15 protein-coding genes are annotated in these 18,588 nt (G+C 65.5%); 9 read left to right on the top strand and 6 right to left on the bottom strand.

The genetic code is table 11. From position 1 onward, the window contains the following. Window positions 1–5: 5 nt before the first annotated feature. From ilvA to ptsP, 4 genes are all read left to right on the top strand, one after another. Complete coding sequence (gene ilvA, locus VJS90_RS17765; RefSeq protein WP_324122950.1) at window positions 6–1,520, top strand: threonine ammonia-lyase, biosynthetic; 1,515 nt, start codon at window positions 6–8, stop codon at window positions 1,518–1,520. A 38-nt stretch (window positions 1,521–1,558) separates the two neighbouring features. Next, window positions 1,559–1,984, top strand: a complete 426-nt coding sequence (locus VJS90_RS17760) for a DUF2269 family protein (RefSeq protein WP_324122949.1) — start codon at window positions 1,559–1,561, stop codon at window positions 1,982–1,984. Between the two features lie 148 nt (window positions 1,985–2,132). After that, window positions 2,133–2,612, top strand: coding sequence for an RNA pyrophosphohydrolase (locus VJS90_RS17755; RefSeq protein ID WP_158458847.1), 480 nt, complete (start codon window positions 2,133–2,135; stop codon window positions 2,610–2,612). Window positions 2,613–2,634: 22 nt separating this feature from the next. Further along, window positions 2,635–4,914 carry a phosphoenolpyruvate--protein phosphotransferase gene (gene ptsP, locus VJS90_RS17750; protein ID WP_324122948.1) on the top strand — a complete coding sequence of 760 codons (2,280 nt, stop codon included), beginning with the start codon at window positions 2,635–2,637 and terminating at the stop codon, window positions 4,912–4,914. A 109-nt stretch (window positions 4,915–5,023) separates the two neighbouring features. On the opposite strand, the gene VJS90_RS17745 is transcribed toward ptsP, so the two are convergent. Then, complete coding sequence (locus VJS90_RS17745; RefSeq protein ID WP_324122947.1) at window positions 5,024–5,770, bottom strand: NRDE family protein; 747 nt, start codon at window positions 5,768–5,770, stop codon at window positions 5,024–5,026. A 131-nt stretch (window positions 5,771–5,901) separates the two neighbouring features. Between VJS90_RS17745 and VJS90_RS17740 the strand changes: the two genes are divergently transcribed. Genes VJS90_RS17740 through VJS90_RS17730 form a run of 3 tightly spaced genes read left to right on the top strand, consistent with a single transcriptional unit; the run spans window position 5,902 to window position 8,529 of the window. Beyond that, on the top strand, window positions 5,902–6,684 hold the full coding sequence (locus VJS90_RS17740) for a sulfite exporter TauE/SafE family protein (protein WP_324122946.1): 783 nt from the start codon (window positions 5,902–5,904) through the stop codon (window positions 6,682–6,684). A gap of 15 nt (window positions 6,685–6,699) precedes the next feature. Then, window positions 6,700–7,509, top strand: coding sequence for a prolipoprotein diacylglyceryl transferase (gene lgt / locus VJS90_RS17735; RefSeq protein ID WP_324122945.1), 810 nt, complete (start codon window positions 6,700–6,702; stop codon window positions 7,507–7,509). Window positions 7,510–7,557: 48 nt separating this feature from the next. Continuing rightward, on the top strand, window positions 7,558–8,529 hold the full coding sequence (locus tag VJS90_RS17730; RefSeq protein ID WP_324122944.1) for a thymidylate synthase: 972 nt from the start codon (window positions 7,558–7,560) through the stop codon (window positions 8,527–8,529). A gap of 141 nt (window positions 8,530–8,670) precedes the next feature. On the opposite strand, the gene cadR is transcribed toward VJS90_RS17730, so the two are convergent. Then, the gene (cadR, locus tag VJS90_RS17725) at window positions 8,671–9,114 is read right to left on the bottom strand and encodes a Cd(II)/Pb(II)-responsive transcriptional regulator (RefSeq protein WP_324122943.1); all 444 of its coding nucleotides are present in this window, start codon (window positions 9,112–9,114) and stop codon (window positions 8,671–8,673) included. A gap of 81 nt (window positions 9,115–9,195) precedes the next feature. Here cadR and VJS90_RS17720 point away from each other — a divergent pair, with 81 nt between their 5' ends. Beyond that, entirely contained in the window at window positions 9,196–11,427 is a 2,232-nt protein-coding gene (locus VJS90_RS17720; RefSeq protein WP_324122942.1) for a heavy metal translocating P-type ATPase, read from the top strand. Between the two features lie 37 nt (window positions 11,428–11,464). Here VJS90_RS17720 and VJS90_RS17715 read toward each other — a convergent pair whose 3' ends face one another. Together VJS90_RS17715 and VJS90_RS17710 are read right to left on the bottom strand one after the other, a co-directional pair. Next, window positions 11,465–12,829 carry a GTPase/DUF3482 domain-containing protein gene (locus VJS90_RS17715; protein ID WP_324122941.1) on the bottom strand — a complete coding sequence of 455 codons (1,365 nt, stop codon included), beginning with the start codon at window positions 12,827–12,829 and terminating at the stop codon, window positions 11,465–11,467. After that, window positions 12,822–14,201 (bottom strand): DUF2868 domain-containing protein, encoded by a 1,380-nt coding sequence (locus VJS90_RS17710; RefSeq protein WP_324122940.1) that lies wholly within the window; start codon window positions 14,199–14,201, stop codon window positions 12,822–12,824. The genes VJS90_RS17715 and VJS90_RS17710 overlap by 8 nt, the downstream gene beginning before the upstream one ends. A 76-nt stretch (window positions 14,202–14,277) precedes the next feature. Between VJS90_RS17710 and VJS90_RS17705 the strand changes: the two genes are divergently transcribed. Next, window positions 14,278–14,799 carry a dihydrofolate reductase gene (locus VJS90_RS17705; RefSeq protein ID WP_324122939.1) on the top strand — a complete coding sequence of 174 codons (522 nt, stop codon included), beginning with the start codon at window positions 14,278–14,280 and terminating at the stop codon, window positions 14,797–14,799. A 70-nt stretch (window positions 14,800–14,869) separates the two neighbouring features. On the opposite strand, the gene VJS90_RS17700 is transcribed toward VJS90_RS17705, so the two are convergent. After that, the gene (locus VJS90_RS17700) at window positions 14,870–16,261 is read right to left on the bottom strand and encodes an L-cystine transporter (RefSeq protein WP_324122938.1); all 1,392 of its coding nucleotides are present in this window, start codon (window positions 16,259–16,261) and stop codon (window positions 14,870–14,872) included. A 201-nt stretch (window positions 16,262–16,462) separates the two neighbouring features. Continuing rightward, on the bottom strand, window positions 16,463–18,304 hold the full coding sequence (ilvD, locus tag VJS90_RS17695) for a dihydroxy-acid dehydratase (protein WP_158458731.1): 1,842 nt from the start codon (window positions 18,302–18,304) through the stop codon (window positions 16,463–16,465). Between the last annotated feature and the right edge of the window lie 284 nt (window positions 18,305–18,588).

Genomic DNA, 18,588 nt, shown 5'->3' with positions numbered 1-18,588 from the left:
TCCCGATGCTCGAACAGTACGTCAAGAAGATCCTCACCTCGCGCGTCTACGACGTCGCCGTCGAAACCCCGCTGCACGCCGCCGGGCAGCTGAGCAAACGCCTGGGCAACCAGGTGCTGCTCAAGCGCGAAGACCTGCAGCCGGTGTTTTCCTTCAAGATCCGCGGGGCGTACAACAAGCTCGCGCAGCTGAGCCCCGAGGAGCTGGCACGTGGCGTGGTCACCGCCTCGGCGGGCAATCACGCCCAGGGCCTGGCACTGGCCGCTCGCGAACTGGGCATCAAGGCCACCATCGTGATGCCCAAGACCACCCCGGAGATCAAGGTCGAGGGCGTGCGTTCGCGCGGCGGCAAGGTGCTGCTGCACGGTGACTCGTTCCCCGAGGCGCTGGCCTATTCGCTCAAGCTGGTCGAGGAAAAGGGCTTCGTCTACATCCACCCCTACGACGATCCGCACACCATCGCGGGGCAAGGCACCGTGGCCATGGAAATCCTGCGCCAGCACCCGGGCCAGCTGGACGCGATCTTCGTGCCTGTCGGGGGAGGTGGCCTGATCGCCGGCATCGCGGCATACGTGAAGTACCTGCGTCCCGAGATCAGGGTGATCGGTGTCGAACCGGACGACTCCAACTGCCTGCAGGCCGCCATGGCCGCGGGCGAGCGCGTGGTGCTGCCGCAGGTCGGGCTGTTCGCGGACGGCGTGGCGGTGGCGCAGATCGGTCAGCACACCTTCGATATCTGCAAGCACCATGTGGATGAAGTGATCACCGTCAGCACCGATGAAATCTGCGCGGCCATCAAGGACATCTACGACGATACCCGCTCGATCACCGAGCCTGCGGGCGCACTGGGCGTCGCGGGGATCAAGAAGTACGTCGAGCTTCATGGCGTGAGCGGGCAGACCCTGGTCGCCATCGAGTCGGGTGCCAACGTCAACTTCGACCGCCTTCGCCACGTGGCCGAGCGCGCCGAACTGGGCGAAGGCCGCGAGGCGATCATCGCCGTGACCATCCCTGAACGCCCCGGCAGCTTCAAGGCCTTCTGCGAGGCCATCGGCAAGCGCCAGATCACCGAGTTCAACTACCGCTACCACGCCGAGGGCGAGGCGCACATCTTTGTCGGCGTGCAGACCCACCCGGAAAACGACCCACGCGTGGCGCTGGTCCGGCAGCTGACCGAACAAGGCTTCCCGGTGATCGACCTCACCGACAACGAACTGGCCAAGCTGCACATCCGCCATATGGTGGGCGGGCATTCGGAAGGGGCGGTCGACGAGATCGTGCTGCGCTTCGAGTTTCCCGAGCGGCCGGGCGCGCTGTTCAACTTCCTCAACAAGTTGGGCGGGCGCTGGAACATCTCGATGTTCCACTACCGCAACCACGGCGCGGCCGACGGGCGCGTGGTGGCGGGCCTGCAGGTGCCCGACGACGAGCGCCACCTGGTGCCCGCCGCGCTGGAGGCCATCGGCTACCCCTACTGGGACGAGACCGACAACCCGGCGTACCGGCTGTTCCTGGGCTGAGCGGCTAAGCTTGCTGCAACGCACGAGGACGCGATGACATGGACCTGCTCACCACGCTGAAGACCCTGCACGTGCTCAGCCTCGTGCTGTTGCTCGGCAGCGCCCTGGGCCTGGCCCTGTGGACCTGGCGCGCGCGCCGGTCGGGCGCCGCCGGCGTCCAGGGCAGACTGCTGCACCGCCCTCGGCTGTACTGGTGGCTGCTGATGGGTCTGTGCATCATTGGCATGCCGTTCACCGGCTGGTGGCTGGTGCACCTGGTCGGCTGGCCACTAGGACAGGCGTGGATCCTGGGATCGAGCGTGCTGTACAGCCTCGGAGCGTTCAGCGTGTGGTGGCTGGTAGCAAGGTTGAACCGGCTGCGGCGGGGGGAAGCCCTGGGGCCGCGGTTTACCCTGGCGCTGGCGGTGATCAGCGGGCTTTGCTTCGTTGCCATTGCCGGGCTGATGGCCGCCAAGCCGGTCTGAACAACCCGAACGCGGACCTTCTTGCGCCACGGGCGCCGCGACCGCGTCATCTTGCCTTCACTCGCTGCACATAAGCTGTGGCGGCGCGTTGCTGCGCTCGCAGGCTTTGTGGAACAATGCGGTGACATGCGTTTTCGAGATTGCTGCCGTGATCGACCCGGATGGTTTTCGCCCAAATGTCGGGATCATTCTCACGAATGATGCCGGACAGGTGTTATGGGCTCGGCGGATCAACCAGGATGCCTGGCAATTTCCACAAGGGGGCATAAACCCCGAGGAGTCGCCAGAAGATGCCCTGTACCGCGAGCTGAACGAAGAGGTGGGCCTGGAGCGCGAGGACGTCGAGATTCTTGCCTGCACCCGCGGCTGGTTGCGTTATCGTTTACCCCAGCGTCTGGTGCGCACCCATAGCCAGCCGTTGTGCATCGGCCAGAAACAGAAGTGGTTCCTGCTGCGCCTGGTGTCCAACGAGCAGCGGGTGCGAATGGACCTGACGCCAAAGCCCGAGTTCGATGGCTGGCGCTGGGTCAGCTACTGGTATCCGCTGGGCCAGGTGGTGACATTCAAGCGCGAGGTCTACCGTCGCGCCCTTAAAGAGCTTGCCCCGCGTCTGCTGACGCGCGACTGACGACGGAGTTCGACCCCCAGCCATGCTCAATACGCTGCGCAAGATCGTCCAGGAAGTGAACTCCGCCAAAGATCTCAAGACGGCATTGGGGATCATTGTCTTGCGCGTGAAAGAGGCCATGGGGAGCCAGGTCTGCTCGGTGTACCTGCTTGATCCCGAGACCAACCGTTTCGTGCTGATGGCGTCCGAGGGCCTGAACAAGCGTTCGATCGGCAAGGTCAGCATGGCCTCCAACGAGGGTCTGGTGGGCCTGGTGGGCACCCGAGAAGAGCCGCTCAACCTGGAAAACGCGGCCAGCCACCCCCGTTATCGCTATTTCGCCGAGACCGGCGAAGAACGTTATGCGTCCTTCCTTGGCGCGCCGATCATCCATCACCGCAGGGTGGTGGGTGTTCTGGTCATCCAGCAGAAGGAACGCCGGCAGTTCGACGAGGGTGAAGAAGCCTTCCTGGTGACCATGAGCGCGCAGCTCGCCGGGGTTATCGCCCACGCCGAGGCCACTGGCTCGATCCGCGGCCTGGGCCGCCAGGGCAAGGGTATCCAGGAGGCGCGCTTCGTCGGGGTGCCAGGTTCGCCCGGCGCAGCGGTGGGCCGCGCGGTGGTCATGCTGCCGCCCGCCGACCTCGATGTGGTGCCGGACAAGTCCGTCGATGACATCGACGCCGAGCTCAAGCTGTTCAACACCGCCCTTGAAGGCGTGCGCGAAGACATGCGCAAGCTGTCGGCCAAGCTGGCCACGCAGCTGCGCCCCGAAGAGCGCGCGCTGTTCGACGTCTACCTGATGATGCTGGAGGACGCCGCCCTCGGTGGCGAGGTGGTCGAGGTCATCAAGACCGGCCAGTGGGCCCAGGGGGCCTTGCGCCAGGTCGTGGCCGAGCACGTCAGCCGCTTCGAGCTGATGGACGATGACTACCTGCGCGAGCGCGCCTCCGACGTCAAGGACCTGGGCCGGCGGCTGCTGGCCTACCTGCAGGAAGCCCGTCAGCTGTCGCTGGTCTATCCCGACAACTCCATCCTGATCAGCGAGGAACTCACGCCCGCCATGCTCGGCGAGGTGCCCGAGGGCAAGCTGGTCGGCCTGGTGTCGGTCCTGGGCTCGGGCAACTCCCACGTCGCGATCCTCGCCCGGGCCATGGGCATTCCGACGGTCATGGGCCTGGTCGACCTGCCGTACTCGAAGGTCGACGGCATCGACATGATCGTCGACGGTTACAAGGGCGAGGTCTTCACCAACCCCAGCGAGGTGCTGCGCAAGCAGTACAGCGAAGTGGTCGAGGAGGAGCGCCAGCTGGCCCAGGGCCTCGACGCCCTGCGCGAACTGCCGTGCATCACCCCCGACGGCCACCGCATGCCGCTGTGGGTCAACACCGGCCTGCTCGCCGACGTGGCCCGCGCCCAGCAGCGCGGCGCCGAAGGGGTTGGCCTGTACCGTACCGAAGTGCCGTTCATGATCAACCAGCGCTTCCCCAGCGAGAAGGAACAGCTGGCGATCTACCGCGAGCAGCTGGCGGCTTTCCATCCACTGCCGGTCACCATGCGCAGCCTGGACATCGGCGGCGACAAGGCGTTGTCCTACTTCCCGATCAAGGAAGACAACCCCTTCCTCGGCTGGCGTGGCATTCGCGTGACGCTCGACCATCCGGAAATCTTCCTGGTGCAGACCCGCGCCATGCTCAAGGCCAGCGAGGGCCTGAACAACCTGCGCATCCTGTTGCCGATGATCTCTGGCATTCACGAGCTGGAAGAGGCGCTGCACCTGATCCACCGGGCCTGGGGCGAAGTGCGCGACGAAGGCACCGACGTGCCGATGCCACCGGTCGGGGTGATGGTCGAGATTCCGGCCGCGGTGTACCAGACCCGCGAGCTTGCCCGCCAGGTGGACTTCCTGTCGGTCGGCTCCAACGACCTGACCCAGTACCTGCTCGCCGTCGACCGCAACAACCCGCGCGTCGCCGACCTCTACGACTACATGCACCCGGCGGTGCTGCAGGCCTTGCAGGCCGTGGTGCGCGATGCCCATGCCGAAGGCAAGCCGGTGAGCATCTGCGGCGAGATGGCCGGCGATCCCGCTGCCGCCGTGCTGTTGATGGCCATGGGTTTTGACAGCTTGTCGATGAACTCCACCAACCTGCCCAAGGTGAAGTGGATGCTGCGTCAGATCAACATGAGCAAGGCCCGCGATTTGCTGACCGAAGCCATGAGCCATGACAACCCGCAAGTTATCCACAGCTCGCTGCAGCTGGCGCTGAAGAATCTCGGCCTGGCCCGGATGATTGGTCCCGGGGCGGACAAGACGCTCTGAAGCCTTCCGACAGGTCAGACCCCACCCGGTCGCAGGTTCTACGGCCGCTTCGCGCCCGATCGCGGCACAAGGCCGCTCCCACAGGGAAGAGCACAGATAGCAGGCTGCGTCAGACTGACAGGTCGATCTCGCCCAGATGCCCGCCGAACGGGCCGAAGCTGCGTTCCACCAACCGGCGGCGTCCTTCGGCATCGACGATGAGCACCGTGCTCGCGCGCGTTCCGTAGTTCTGGCTGGCGATGAACACACTCGATAGCAGCCGCTCCGTGGCAATGCCAACACCGGTCTGCGGCAGCTCGGCATCGGGTGCTTGCGCTCCCTCGGCCAGCAGCTCCAGCAGGCGCGGCGGCCGGGGATCGTCCAGCACCGTGCGCAACCCTTCGCGGGCCTTGAGCAGTTTGGGCCAAGGGGTATCCAGCCCGGCGTTGGACAGTCCGTACACCCCAGGTTCGAGCAGCCGGGGCGCCACGTCACGGGCGCTCAGGTACCCCAGCCGGTCCGTGTCACCGGCCAGCAGGTTGAATCCTGAATACAGCGCACCGCGGCTCGCAACCTGGTCGAGATACGCCTCGATACCCAGTTCGCCCTGCAGGTAGCCCGCCACCAGTTCGCCCCGTGAGCGTGAACCCAGGGGTTGCAGCGGATCCCGGATATTGGTCAGCGCGGCAAAGCGCCTGCCCGGCCCGATGCCAAGCCAGGTGCCGCCCGCTTCCAGATCGCGGCCGGCATATACCCCGGGGGCATCCTCCCACGGCCCCAGTGCCTGGGTCGGGCGGGCATAGAACTCGTCACGGTTGGCCGCGACCACCAGCGGCAGGGCATGCCCAGGCCGCCAGGCGAATACGATCAGGCACATAGGTAGGCCTCTGTGTTTTCACCCGACTCTACCACCGCCGTCACATCCATCCATAACCTGTCCGACTCTTCACTAGAGCCGCGGTGCTCGCTTCCGTTACCATGCCGCATCGTTTTTCATGGGGATGCCGTATGGAGTTCGCACTCTATGTGCTGTTGGGCGCCTGCGCCGGCGTGCTGGCCGGGCTCTTCGGCGTGGGCGGCGGCATCATCATCGTGCCGGTGCTGGTGTTCAGTTTCACCTTGCAGGGTTTCGAGCCCTCGGTGCTGACGCACCTGGCGGTGGGCACGTCGCTTGCGACCATCGTCTTCACCTCGGTCAACGCCATCATCGAGCACCATCGCCGTGGCGCGGTGCAATGGCCGATCGTTGCCTGGATGACCTTGGGCATCCTCATTGGCGCGGGCATCGGCGCCAAGACCGCGTCGCTGATCCAGGGGCCGATGCTGCAGAAGATCATCGGCGTATTCGCCTTGCTGGTCGCCGTGCAGATGGCGCTGGACCTCAAGCCCAAGGCCAGCCGCGGTATTCCCGGCAAGCCCGGGCTGACCCTGGCTGGCGTGGTGGTCGGCTGGGCCTCGGCCATCTTCGGTATCGGCGGCGGCTCGCTGACCGTGCCGCTGCTGACCTGGCGCAGCCTGCCAATGCAGCAGGCCGTGGCGACCTCGTCGGCCTGCGGCCTGCCGATCGCCCTGGCCAGCGCCCTGAGTTTCATGATCCTGGGCTGGCATGAGCCGCAGTTGCCAGCGCACAGCCTGGGCTTTGTGTACCTGCCTGCGCTGGTGGGCATTGCCGTGACCAGCATGTTTTTTGCCCGCTACGGCGCGCGCCTGGCGCACAAGCTGTCGCCGCGCCTGCTCAAACGCCTGTTCGCCGCGCTGCTGTTCAGCGTCGGCCTGAGCTTTCTGCTTTAAACGAGAGGAATCACCATGCTGCCTTACCCGCAGATCGACCCCGTGGCCCTGGCCATCGGGCCGCTGAAAATCCACTGGTACGGGTTGATGTACCTGATCGGCATCGGCGGGGCCTGGCTGCTGGCCTCGCGGCGGCTCAACCGTTTTGATCCGACATGGAGCCGCGAAAAGCTCTCCGACCTGGTGTTCTGGCTGTCCATGGGCGTGATCGTCGGCGGGCGGCTGGGCTACGTGCTGTTCTACGACCTGCATGCCTACCTGGCCAATCCGACCCTGATTTTCGAGGTGTGGAAGGGTGGCATGTCGTTCCACGGCGGCTTCATCGGCGTGATGCTGGCGGCGGTGTGGTTCGGCAAGCGCAACAACAAGTCGTTCTTCGAGCTGATGGACTTCGTCGCGCCGATGGTGCCGATCGGCCTGGGCGCCGGGCGCATCGGCAACTTCATCAATGCCGAGCTCTGGGGCAAGGCCACCGACGTACCGTGGGCCATGGTCTTCCCGCCTTTCAGCGACCCGGCCCAGTTGCCACGCCACCCGTCGCAGCTCTACCAGTTCGCCCTTGAAGGTGTGGCACTATTCCTGGTTCTCTGGGTGTACTCGCGCAAGCCGCGGCCAACCATGGCCGTTTCCGGCATGTTCGCGTTGTTCTACGGCATCTTCCGGTTCATCGTCGAGTTCGTGCGGGTACCCGATGCCCAGCTCGGTTACCTTGCCTTCGGTTGGCTCACCATGGGCCAACTGCTCTGCGTGCCGATGATCCTCGGCGGCATCGGCCTGATCTGGTGGGCCTACAACCGCACGCCCACGGCCAAGCCGGCCCTCTGATTTCCACGGCAGGGGCGATCCCCCTGCCGTCTTTGCTACAGGTAAGTCATGAAACAGTATCTAGATCTGGTCCGGGACGTCATCGAGAACGGCACCCTGCAGGGCAACCGTACCGGCGTGCGCACCATCAGCCTGCCGGGCGCCATGCTGCGCTTCGACCTGCAGAAAGGCTTTCCGGCCATCACCACCCGCCGGCTGGCGTTCAAGTCGGCGATCGGCGAGATGGTCGGCTTTCTGCGCGGTGTGAAAAACGCCGGTGAGTTCCGCGAGCTGGGCTGCAAGGTCTGGGACCAGAACGCCAATGAAAACGCCCAGTGGCTGGCCAACCCGTTCCGCCAGGGACACGACGACCTCGGCGAGATCTACGGCGTGCAGTGGCGCCAGTGGCCTGGTTTCAAGCGCGTGCCGCTGAGCAACCCGGCCGCGATCGCCCTGGCCGAGCAGCAGGGTTTCCGCAGGATTGCCGAGGACGAGGAGGGCGGTGAAGCCTTTGTCGTGCTGTACAAGGCGATCGACCAGGTGCGCCAGTGCCTGGATACCATCATCAACGACCCGGGCAGCCGCCGCATCCTGTTCCACGGCTGGAACTGCGCCCAGCTCGATGAAATGGCCCTGCCGCCGTGCCATCTGCTGTATCAGTTCCACCCCAATGTCGAGACGAAGGAAATCTCCCTGACCCTCTACATTCGCTCCAACGACCTGGGCTTGGGCACACCGTTCAACCTCACCGAAGGCGCCGCGCTGCTGTCGCTGTTCGGCCGGCTGACCGGCTACACGCCGCGCTGGTTCACCTACTTCATTGGTGACGCGCACGTGTACGAGAATCATCTGGACATGCTCAACGAGCAGCTCAAGCGCGAACCGCTGGAAGCACCGAAGCTGGTCATCAGTGACCGCGTGCCGGCGTTTGCCGAGACGGGCGTGTACGCGCCTGAGTGGCTGGAGAAGATCGAGCCGAGCGATTTCAGCCTCGAAGGGTACGAGCACCACGCCCCGATGACGGCGCCGATGGCGGTTTGATACAAGCTTACGTAGAAGAACATCGCTGAATCCAGCGCTGGGCTCTTCGCTGGCAAGCCAGCTCCCACAGGCACAGGGTCGTATCCAGAGGTGGCGCCGTACCTGTGGGAGCTGGCTTGCCAGCGAAGAGGCCAGCGGCCTTCAATGCCCGTGGCTTCTTCCTACATGCGAATGCTCCGCCTCCGGCGCGGTCACGGCGCCGTTGACTTCCAGGTGCTGCAGGATCGAGCACTGCGCCTCCTTGGGGTGACAGTGCTGGCGTAGCTCCACCAGCTGCGCCTGCAACGCGAGCAAGCCATCAATCCGCGCCTGCACATGCTCGATGTGCTCGTCGATCAGTGCGTTGACGCTCTCGCACTGGTCGTCGGGGCTGTCGCGCAGCCTCAGCAGGCTGCGAATCTCGTCCAGCGTCATGTCCAGCGTCCGGCAGTTGCGGATGAACGTCAGCCGTTCCACGTGGGTCTGGGTGTACAGCCGGTAGTTACCCTCGCTGCGCGCCGGTTCCGGCAGCAACTGTTCACGCTCGTAGTAGCGGATGGTCTCGACCGCGCAGTCGGTGGCCTTGGCCAGTTCTCCAATCTTCATGCCGAAACTCCATCAAGAACCTTGACCCTATAGTGGCTACAGGGTGTTCACTTGGCAACAGGCACTCTTAAGGACGAACCCATGAACCAGCCTGTCAGCCCCGATCCGCATTCCCATGATCATGATCATGACCACGCGCATCATCAAGCCCATGCCTGCTGTTCCAGCCACACCGCACCGGCCCTGGTGCAACTGACCGAGTCCGCCAGTGGCGACGCGCGGCTGAGCCGGTTCCGTATCCAGGCCATGGACTGCCCAACCGAGCAGACCCTTATCCAGGACAGACTGGGCAAGATGGCGGGTATCGAGCAGCTCGAGTTCAACCTGATCAATCGCGTGCTGGGCGTGCGCCATACGCTGGCCGATACCGTGGCCATCGAACAGGCGATCGGCGACCTGGGCATGCAGGCCGATCCGCTGGCCGACAACGATGTCAGTCCGCTGGCCCCCGCGCCCCAGGCACGCTGGTTGCCGCTGGCACTGTCGGGCGTGGCGGCGGTGGCCGCGGAGGTGGCGCACTTCACCGCCCTTGTGCCCGAATGGCTGGTGGCGCTGCTTGCCCTGGCGGCGATCCTGGGCTGCGGCCTGGGTACCTACAAGAAGGGCTGGATCGCCCTGAAGAACCGCAACCTCAACATCAACGCGTTGATGAGCATCGCCGTGACCGGCGCCGTGCTGATTGGCCAGTGGCCCGAGGCGGCGATGGTCATGGTGCTGTTTACCGTCGCCGAGTTGATCGAGGCCCGTTCGCTGGATCGGGCGCGTAACGCCATCGGCGGCCTGATGCAGCTGACGCCGGACAGGGCCACGGTGCGGCAGGGCGATGGCCAGTGGCGCGAAGTCGACGTGCGTGACGTGGCGCTCGGCGCGCTGGTGCGGGCACGTCCAGGTGAACGTATCGGCCTCGACGGAGAGGTGGTCAGCGGACAATCCAGTGTCGATCAGGCGCCGATTACCGGTGAAAGCCTGCCCGTGGAAAAAGCCATTGGCGACAAGCTGTTCGCCGGTACCATCAACCAGGCGGGTGCCCTGGAATATCGCGTGACCGCCGCGGCCGGTCATTCCACCCTGGCACGCATCATCAAGGCGGTCGAAGAGGCCCAGGGCGCGAGGGCGCCGACCCAGCGCTTCGTCGATCGCTTCTCGCGCATCTATACCCCGGCGGTGTTCGCCGTGGCCTTGGCGGTGGCGGTCCTGCCGCCGCTGTTCACGGCGGGCGCGTGGTTCGACTGGATCTACCGCGCCTTGGTGCTGCTGGTGGTGGCCTGCCCGTGCGCGCTGGTGATCTCGACACCCGTGACCATCGTCAGCGGGCTGGCCGCGGCCGCGCGCAAGGGGATCCTGATCAAGGGCGGGGTGTATCTGGAAGGCGGGCGCAAGCTGGACTTCCTGGCCCTGGACAAGACTGGCACGCTCACCCACGGCAAGCCCGTGCAGACCGACTTCAAGCTCCTGGACCCGGCCTTCGAAGGCCGTGCGCAGGCTTTGGCGGCCAGCCTGGCCACACGTTCAGATCACCCGGTATCGCACGCAATCGCGGTGGCTGCGGCCGAACAGCAGGTGGCCCTCAGCGAGGTCAGCGAGTTCGCTGCGTTGGGCGGTCGCGGGGTGCGCGGGGTGATCGCCGGCCATGACTATCACCTGGGCAACCACCGGCTGGTCGAAGAGCTGGGCCTGTGTTCACCCGCGCTTGAAGCCGAGCTCGATCAACTCGAGCGCCAAGGCAAGACCGTGGTACTGCTGCTCGACCGCTCCGGTCCCCTGGCCGTGTTCGCCGTGGCCGACACCGTAAAGGACAGCAGCCGCCAGGCCGTCGCCGAACTGCACGCCTTGGGCATCAAGACGGTGATGCTCACTGGCGACAACGCCCACACCGCCGACGCCATCGCGGCCCAGGTCGGCATCGATCAGGCGCGTGGCGACCTGTTGCCGGGAGAGAAACTGGAGGCGATCGAGGCGCTGTACGCCCAAGGGCATCGGGTCGGCATGGTGGGTGATGGCATCAACGATGCCCCGGCCTTGGCACGTGCCGAAATCGGCTTCGCCATGGCGGCCGCCGGCACCGACACGGCCATCGAAACCGCCGACGTGGCATTGATGGATGACGACCTGCGCAAGATCCCGGCTTTTGTCAGGTTGTCGCGCCAGACTGCGTCGATCCTTACCCAGAACATCGTTCTGGCGTTGGTGATAAAGGCGGTTTTCCTGGGGATAACCTTTGCGGGCCTCGCGACCATGTGGATGGCGGTGTTTGCCGACATGGGCGTGAGCCTGCTGGTGGTGTTCAACGGCCTGCGCCTGCTGCGCAAGTAGGTCCCCTGAACTGCACAGCAAATCTTCCACAAAGGCGTCAGAGCTCGTCCACCAACGCCTCGATCTGCTCCTGCCGTTGCGCCTGGTTCACCCGCGCGCCACTGTTGAGCGAGGACCACTGTGGATGCGCGCGGGCCTTGGCCAGTGCTTCGGGAAGCTTGCCCTTGCGCCAGGCCTGTTCTTGCGTGGCATCGAGGTGGATGCTGTCCTGGGCGGCATGGCCCCGGCTGTCGAGGGCGTGCATCAGTTGTTGCTGACGCAGGGCGAGCAGGCGCAGCACGGCATCATCCACGGTCAGCTCGCGCTGGCCCTTGAGCTTGCCCATCAATCTCGATCCGTAGTTGCGCGCGGTCTGCAACGCGCCACCGGCAATCGCGCCCGCCAGCGCGGCGGCGCCGAGGGTGAGCCCGCCCACCAGCAAATCAACCCCGGCACCGGCCGCCGCGCCCGCCGCCACGCCGCCGCTCAGGCGCACGCCAAGCAGCTTTAGCGTTTCCGGGTTGAACAGGTCGTCACCCCAGCGGCCGTCGAGCAGCGGCAGGTCGCCGGCATTGGCGTCTTCGCGGCGAAAACCATGCAACTTGAGCAAGGCTTCGACGCAGCGCTGTTCGCGCTGGCGTACTTCGCTGCGCAAGGCTTCGACAGCGGCGGCTTCGGCTGTGGATTCGGTATCGACGCTGCGGCGGCACGCCGCGCAGTCGAGCAGTAGCTCGGCGACCAGGCGCTTGCCGCCCTCGCGGCGGGTCAGGCGTTGGGCCTGCTGATCGTCTATCAGCCGCTGCAGGGCCGGCCGGGCATTTTCCAGCAGCAGCGCCAGGCTTTCATACAAGCGTCGCTCGCCGTCCTCCGGCGGGGCAACGCTGTCGAAACGCACCAGGGCATGCAGGCCCAGGCGCGCCAGCGCATCACGCCATTCGGGCTCGCGGTGCTGGCTGCTGGCAACAAAATTGAGCACCGGCAGCAGCGGCTTGCCACAACCGGCGAGCACTTCAAGTTCGTCGCGGTACTTGGCCAGCACCGGTTCGCGCGCATCGATCACATACAGCCCGGCGTTGCTCGCCTGCAACTGGCGTAGCACCTTGGCTTCCTGTTCGAAGCGCTGACGCGCCTCGCTACCCTTGAGGAAACGCTCGAGCCGGGCGGGGCCGTCGAGCCGCTCGCCGGGTTGCTCCAGGCGCTCGAGGTAGTCGAGCAGCGCAATGGCGTCCTCCAGACCTGGCGTGTCGTAGAGCTCCAGCAGTGGTTCGCCGTTCACCGACAGCCGCGCGCCTTCGACGTGGCGGGTGGTGCTGGGCCGGTGCGATACCTCACCGAAGCCGACGTCACGGGTCAGGGTGCGCAGCAGTGAGGTCTTGCCCACATTCGTGTGGCCGACCACGGCCAGTTTCAACGGCTCAGTCATGTCCATGCTCCAGCCAGCCCAGCGGAGCCACGTCGGCATGGGCAAGGCCCAGTTGCTCCAGGGCCTGGTGCCAGTCACCCAGGCGCGCGGGGTCCAGCGCCTGGCCGGGTGCCGCTTGCAACAGCCAGACGCGGGTGGCGCCGGCATTGCGCGCCAGCTCCGCGAGCAGCGCGAGGCTACCGCGGTCGGGCGAGCGCAGAGGATCGCAGGCGATGGCCAGGCGCGCTGGAGGAAAGCGGCTGAGCTGTTCCAGCAGCCGGTTGCGTGACTCGCGGCTGTCGAGGATGCCAGCGTCCTTGACCGACGCTGGCAAGGCCGGCGGCCAGGGGCGTTGATCGTCCAGTTCCAGGCCCACCAGCAGCGCGCCGCTGTTGCTGTTGTCATGCTGGCCGGCGTGAAAGTGCGGCAGTGTCTCGGGGGCCGCATCCTGTACGCCCAGGCGTTCGCTGCTGGGCATCAGGCTTTCGCGCAGCTGGCTGTAGCCGGGCAGGCCGAGGTCCAGACTCAAGCGGGCGCGGCCCCGGCGCCAGCGCCACAGGCACAGCAGGGCCAGGACCAGACGGGGCAGGATGCCGTACACCAGCAGTACGCCCAGCAACCAGCCGGCCCAGGCCTGGCGGGCGATGTCGAGCGAGGGCAGGCTGTCGCCGCTGGCGCGGATCATCGCCACGTCCGGCACGTTGAAGCCGAGCAGGGCGGGCAGGGCGCCGAGGGCCTGGGTCAGGCCGACGAAGGTGTCGGCGCCCAGGATGGTCGTTTCCCAGACAAAGCCATAGCGCCGGGTGGCGAGCAGCGTCAGCAGCATCACCAGTGCCGTGCCCAGGGCCAGCACCCACAGGCTGTGCACCAGCAGGCCGAGCAGCCAGCGGTTCAGGCGACGGCGTTGTAACAGCACCAGCAAGGCCGGGGCCAGGTGTACGGCCTTGGCATCGCGGGCGAAGCGCTCGCTGAGCCACAGCCACAACTTCCCCAGGCCGCTGCCGTGCTCGCCCGCGAAGAAGAAACCCACTGCCCATCCCAGCAGCAGCGACAGGTTCAGCCCCAGCAGGCTGCCCAGTGCCCAGAAGACATTGACGGGACGCTGGCCATCCCCCAGCGCGGCGAAGGCCAGGCCCGCACCACTGAGCAGCGCGAGCAGCATCAGGGCCAGCACGGCAAGGCGCGCGCCCTGTTTCCAGTGTTGCAGGGCACCGGTCATGCCATCGCGTTCGGCCAGCGCCAGGGCGCGGTGTTGTATGCGCGCGGCCAGATCGCCGCCCTGCTGGCGCGCGTGCCGGTTGGCTTGCTGGTCTTCCAAGGGTCCTGCATGGTCCTCACGCAGGCGCACCGCTTCGGTGAGCCAGCGCTTGTCGAGTTCGGTCAGTCCAGTCACAGGGTCTTCCGTTGAGCGGTTCAAGGGGAAAGCATAACCCAGGCATCCAGGGGCGGGCTTTGCTATCCTCGGCGGCATGAAAACATCACTTCCCCTCAGCCTGATCGCGGCCCTCGCCGAGAACCGCGTCATCGGCATCGACAACAGCATGCCCTGGCATTTGCCGGGGGATTTCAAATATTTCAAAGCGACGACCCTGGGCAAGCCGATCATCATGGGTCGCAAGACCTGGGACTCGTTGGGCCGCCCGTTGCCGGGCCGGTTGAACCTGGTGGTCAGCCGTCAGCCGGGGTTGGTGCTCGAAGGCGCTGAAGTGTTCGACTCGCTGGAGAGCGCGCTGGTTCGCGCCGAGCAGTGGGCGCAGGAGAAGGGCGTCGATGAGCTGATGCTGATCGGCGGCGCGCAGCTGTATGGACAGGCGCTGGAGAGCGGGCTGGTCAGCCGCATGTACCTGACCCGCGTCGAGCTGAGCCCGGAAGGGGATGCGTGGTTTCCCGAGTTCGACAAGAACGCGTGGCACCTGGTGTCGAGCGAGGCGCAGGCTTCGCAAGGGCCTGCCTACCATTTCGAAGTCTGGGACAAGCGGACAATCGTTTAGGGTCGCCTCTGTAGCCGTGGGAGCCGCGGTTCGGCGCTCCCACAGATTCAGTGTTGCCCGCTAGAGCCGATCAACCGCGGCTGAGCTGCGCATGCTCCTCGGAGCCCATCACCTCACGGTCCGTCTGCTTGAGCAGCTGACTGGTCACCACGCCCGCCGTCATGGAGCCGTTCACGTTCAGCGCGGTACGGCCCATGTCGATCAGCGGCTCGACCGAGATCAACAGTGCGACCAGCTCGACCGGCAAGCCCATGGCCGGCAGCACGATCAGCGCGGCGAAGGTCGCGCCGCCACCCACGCCCGCGACACCCGCCGAGCTCAAGGTGACGATGGCCACGAGGGTGGCGATCCACAGCGGATCGAACGTGTCGATGCCCACGGCCGGAGCCACCATTACCGCCAACATTGCCGGGTACAGCCCTGCGCAGCCGTTCTGGCCGATGGTTGTGCCAAAGGAGGCGGAGAAGCTCGCAATCGACGCCGGCACGCCCAGGCGCAAGGTCTGTGCTTCGATGTTCAGCGGGATGCTGGCGGCGCTGGAGCGGCTGGTGAAGGCAAAGGTCAGCACCGGCCAGACCTTGCGCAGGAAGCGCAGCGGGCTGACACCGGTCGCGGCGAGGATCACGCCATGGACCACGAACATCAGCGCCAGGCCCAGGTAGGACACCAACACGAAGCTGCCCAGCTTGAGGATGTCGTCCAGGTTCGAGCTGGCCACGACCTTGGTCATCAACGCCAGCACACCGTACGGGGTCAGCTTCATCACCAGGCGCACCAGGCGCATCACCCAGGCTTGCAGGGTGTCGATGGCGGCCAGCACGCGGTTGCCCTTCTCGGCATCGTCCTTGAGCAGCTGCAGCGCGGCCATGCCCAGGAAGACCGCGAAGATCACCACGCTGATGATCGAGGTCGGTTTGGCGCGCGCCAGGTCGCCCACCGGGTTGCTCGGCAGGAACGACAGCAGCAATTGCGGGATGTTGAGGTCGGCGACCTTGCCCGCGTAATCGCTCTGGATGGCCTGCATGCGCGCCATTTCCTGGGTGCCGGCGACCAGGCCCTCGGCGCTGAGGCCGAACAGGTTGGTCAGCACGATACCGATCAGCGCGGCGATCGCGGTGGTCAGCAGCAGCGTGCCGATGCTCAGCACACTGATCCGTCCCAGCGACGAGGCATTGTGCAAACGGGCGACCGCGCTCAGGATCGAGGCGAAGATCAGCGGCATCACGATCATCTGCAGCAGCTGCACATAGCCGACACCGACCAGGTCAAGCCAGCCGATGGTCGCCTTGAGCACCGGATGACCAGCGCCGTAGATCGCATGCAGGATTGCCCCGAATACTACGCCCAGGGCCAGGCCCAACAGGACCTTCTTCGCCAGGCTCCAGTCGGTGCGGGGGATTTTCGCCAGGCCTAGCAACAGGGCCAGGAAGGCGAACAGGTTGAAGAACAACGGCAGGGTCATTGAAGCTCCGGGAACGCAGAAAAGGTGAGCACCGCCTCTGGGGGCGATTGCGAACCGGAAATGGTAACAGCCTGAAAACGCAGGGATTTATACCTAGATTGAATTTGGTTATAGCTTTATGGAATAAGTGATGAGGCGCACTTTCCAGACTCATAAAAAAACCGGCGCTCCAGGCGCCGGTTTTCCAACCTCAAAGCGCTCTTACAACCCGTCGAGCATCGCCTTGTTCCGCACAGCACCCTTGTCGGCACTGGTCGCCAGCAACGCGTACGCCTTCAGCGCGGTCGTCACCTTGCGCGGACGCACTTCAACAGGCTTCCAGCCCTTCTTGTCCTGCTCGATACGGCGATGCGACAGCTCTTCATCGCTCACCAGCAGGTTGATGGTGCGGTTAGGAATGTCGATCAGCACCTTGTCACCGTCACGCACCAGGCCAATGGCGCCACCCGCGGCGGCTTCAGGCGAGGCGTGGCCGATCGACAGGCCCGAGGTACCGCCCGAGAAGCGGCCATCGGTCAGCAGGGCGCAGGCCTTGCCCAGGCCCTTGGACTTCAGGTACGACGTCGGGTAGAGCATTTCCTGCATGCCCGGGCCGCCTTTCGGGCCTTCGTAACGGATGATCACGATGTCGCCGGCCTGCACTTCGTCGGCGAGGATGCCGCGCACGGCGCTGTCCTGGCTCTCGAAGATCTTCGCGTTGCCTTCGAACACGTGGATCGACTCATCGACACCGGCGGTCTTCACCACGCAGCCATCCAGCGCGATGTTGCCGTACAGCACGGCCAGGCCGCCTTCTTTCGAATAGGCATGCTCGAAGCTGCGAATGCAGCCGTTCTCACGGTCGTCGTCCAGGGTTTCCCAGCGGGTCGACTGGCTGAACGCGGTCTGGGTCGGAATGCCCGCCGGGCCGGCCTTGAAGAAGTGGTGCACCGCTTCGTCGTCGGTCTGGGTGATGTCCCACTTGGCGATGGCTTCTTCCATGCTGCGGCTGTGCACGGTCGGCAGGTCGGTGTGCAACAGACCGCCGCGGGCCAGCGAGCCGAGGATGCTGAAGATGCCGCCAGCGCGGTGGACGTCTTCCATGTGGTACTTCTGGATGTTCGGCGCCACCTTGCACAGCTGCGGCACGTTGCGCGACAGGCGATCGATGTCGCGCAGGTCGAACTCGATCTCCGCTTCCTGGGCGGCGGCCAGCAGGTGCAGGATGGTGTTGGTCGAGCCACCCATGGCGATGTCGAGCATCATGGCGTTCTCGAACGCCTTGAAGTTGGCGATGTTGCGCGGCAGCACCGACTCATCGTTCTCGCCGTAGTAGCGCTTGCACAGCTCGACGATGGTGCGCCCGGCCCGCAGGAACAGCTGCTCGCGGTCGGAGTGGGTGGCCAGGGTCGAGCCGTTGCCCGGCAGGGCCAGGCCCAGGGCCTCGGTCAGGCAGTTCATCGAATTGGCGGTGAACATGCCGGAGCACGAACCACAGGTCGGGCAGGCGCTGCGCTCGTACTCGGCGACTTTCTCGTCGCTGGCGGTTGAGTCGGCGGCGATGACCATGGCATCGACCAGGTCCAGGCCATGGCTGGCCAGCTTGGTCTTGCCGGCTTCCATCGGACCGCCCGAGACGAAGATCACCGGGATGTTCAGGCGCAGGGCGGCCATCAGCATGCCGGGAGTGATCTTGTCGCAGTTGGAGATGCACACGATCGCGTCGGCGCAGTGGGCGTTGACCATGTACTCGACGGAGTCGGCGATGATCTCGCGGCTCGGCAACGAATACAGCATGCCGTCGTGGCCCATGGCGATGCCGTCATCGACCGCGATGGTGTTGAATTCCTTGGCCACGCCACCGGCGCGTTCGATCTCGCGGGCGACCAGCTGGCCCAGGTCCTTCAGGTGCACATGCCCCGGGACGAACTGGGTGAACGAGTTGGCGATGGCGATGATCGGTTTCTTGAAATCGTCGTCCTTCATTCCGGTGGCGCGCCACAAGGCACGAGCGCCGGCCATGTTGCGGCCGTGGGTGGAGGTCTTGGAACGGTAATCAGGCATGAAGCACTCCTGGCGGCTGAATCAGGTCACAAAAAGGGGAGTGAGCTTCTCTTGTCCTTTGCACCGAAGGCCGGTTGCCACTGGCACGGATGAGGCCGAAGCACCGCGGGATCGCCGCGTGATCGGCCAGAGCTCATAAACCCGCCGGGGATGTCTGGCGATGAATAGCCCGATTCTACACCGCTGGCGCGGTGAAGGAATGGTGATGTGGATGGTTGGGTGGTTTGGGCGCTAATCCAGGGTTGAACGGCAACGTCGTCCGTACCGGGCCTTCGGCCAGCATC

The organism is Pseudomonas sp. (assembly GCF_035277045.1).
Lineage (GTDB): Bacteria > Pseudomonadota > Gammaproteobacteria > Pseudomonadales > Pseudomonadaceae > Aquipseudomonas.
This window is presented reverse-complemented; position numbering and strand designations above follow the sequence as displayed.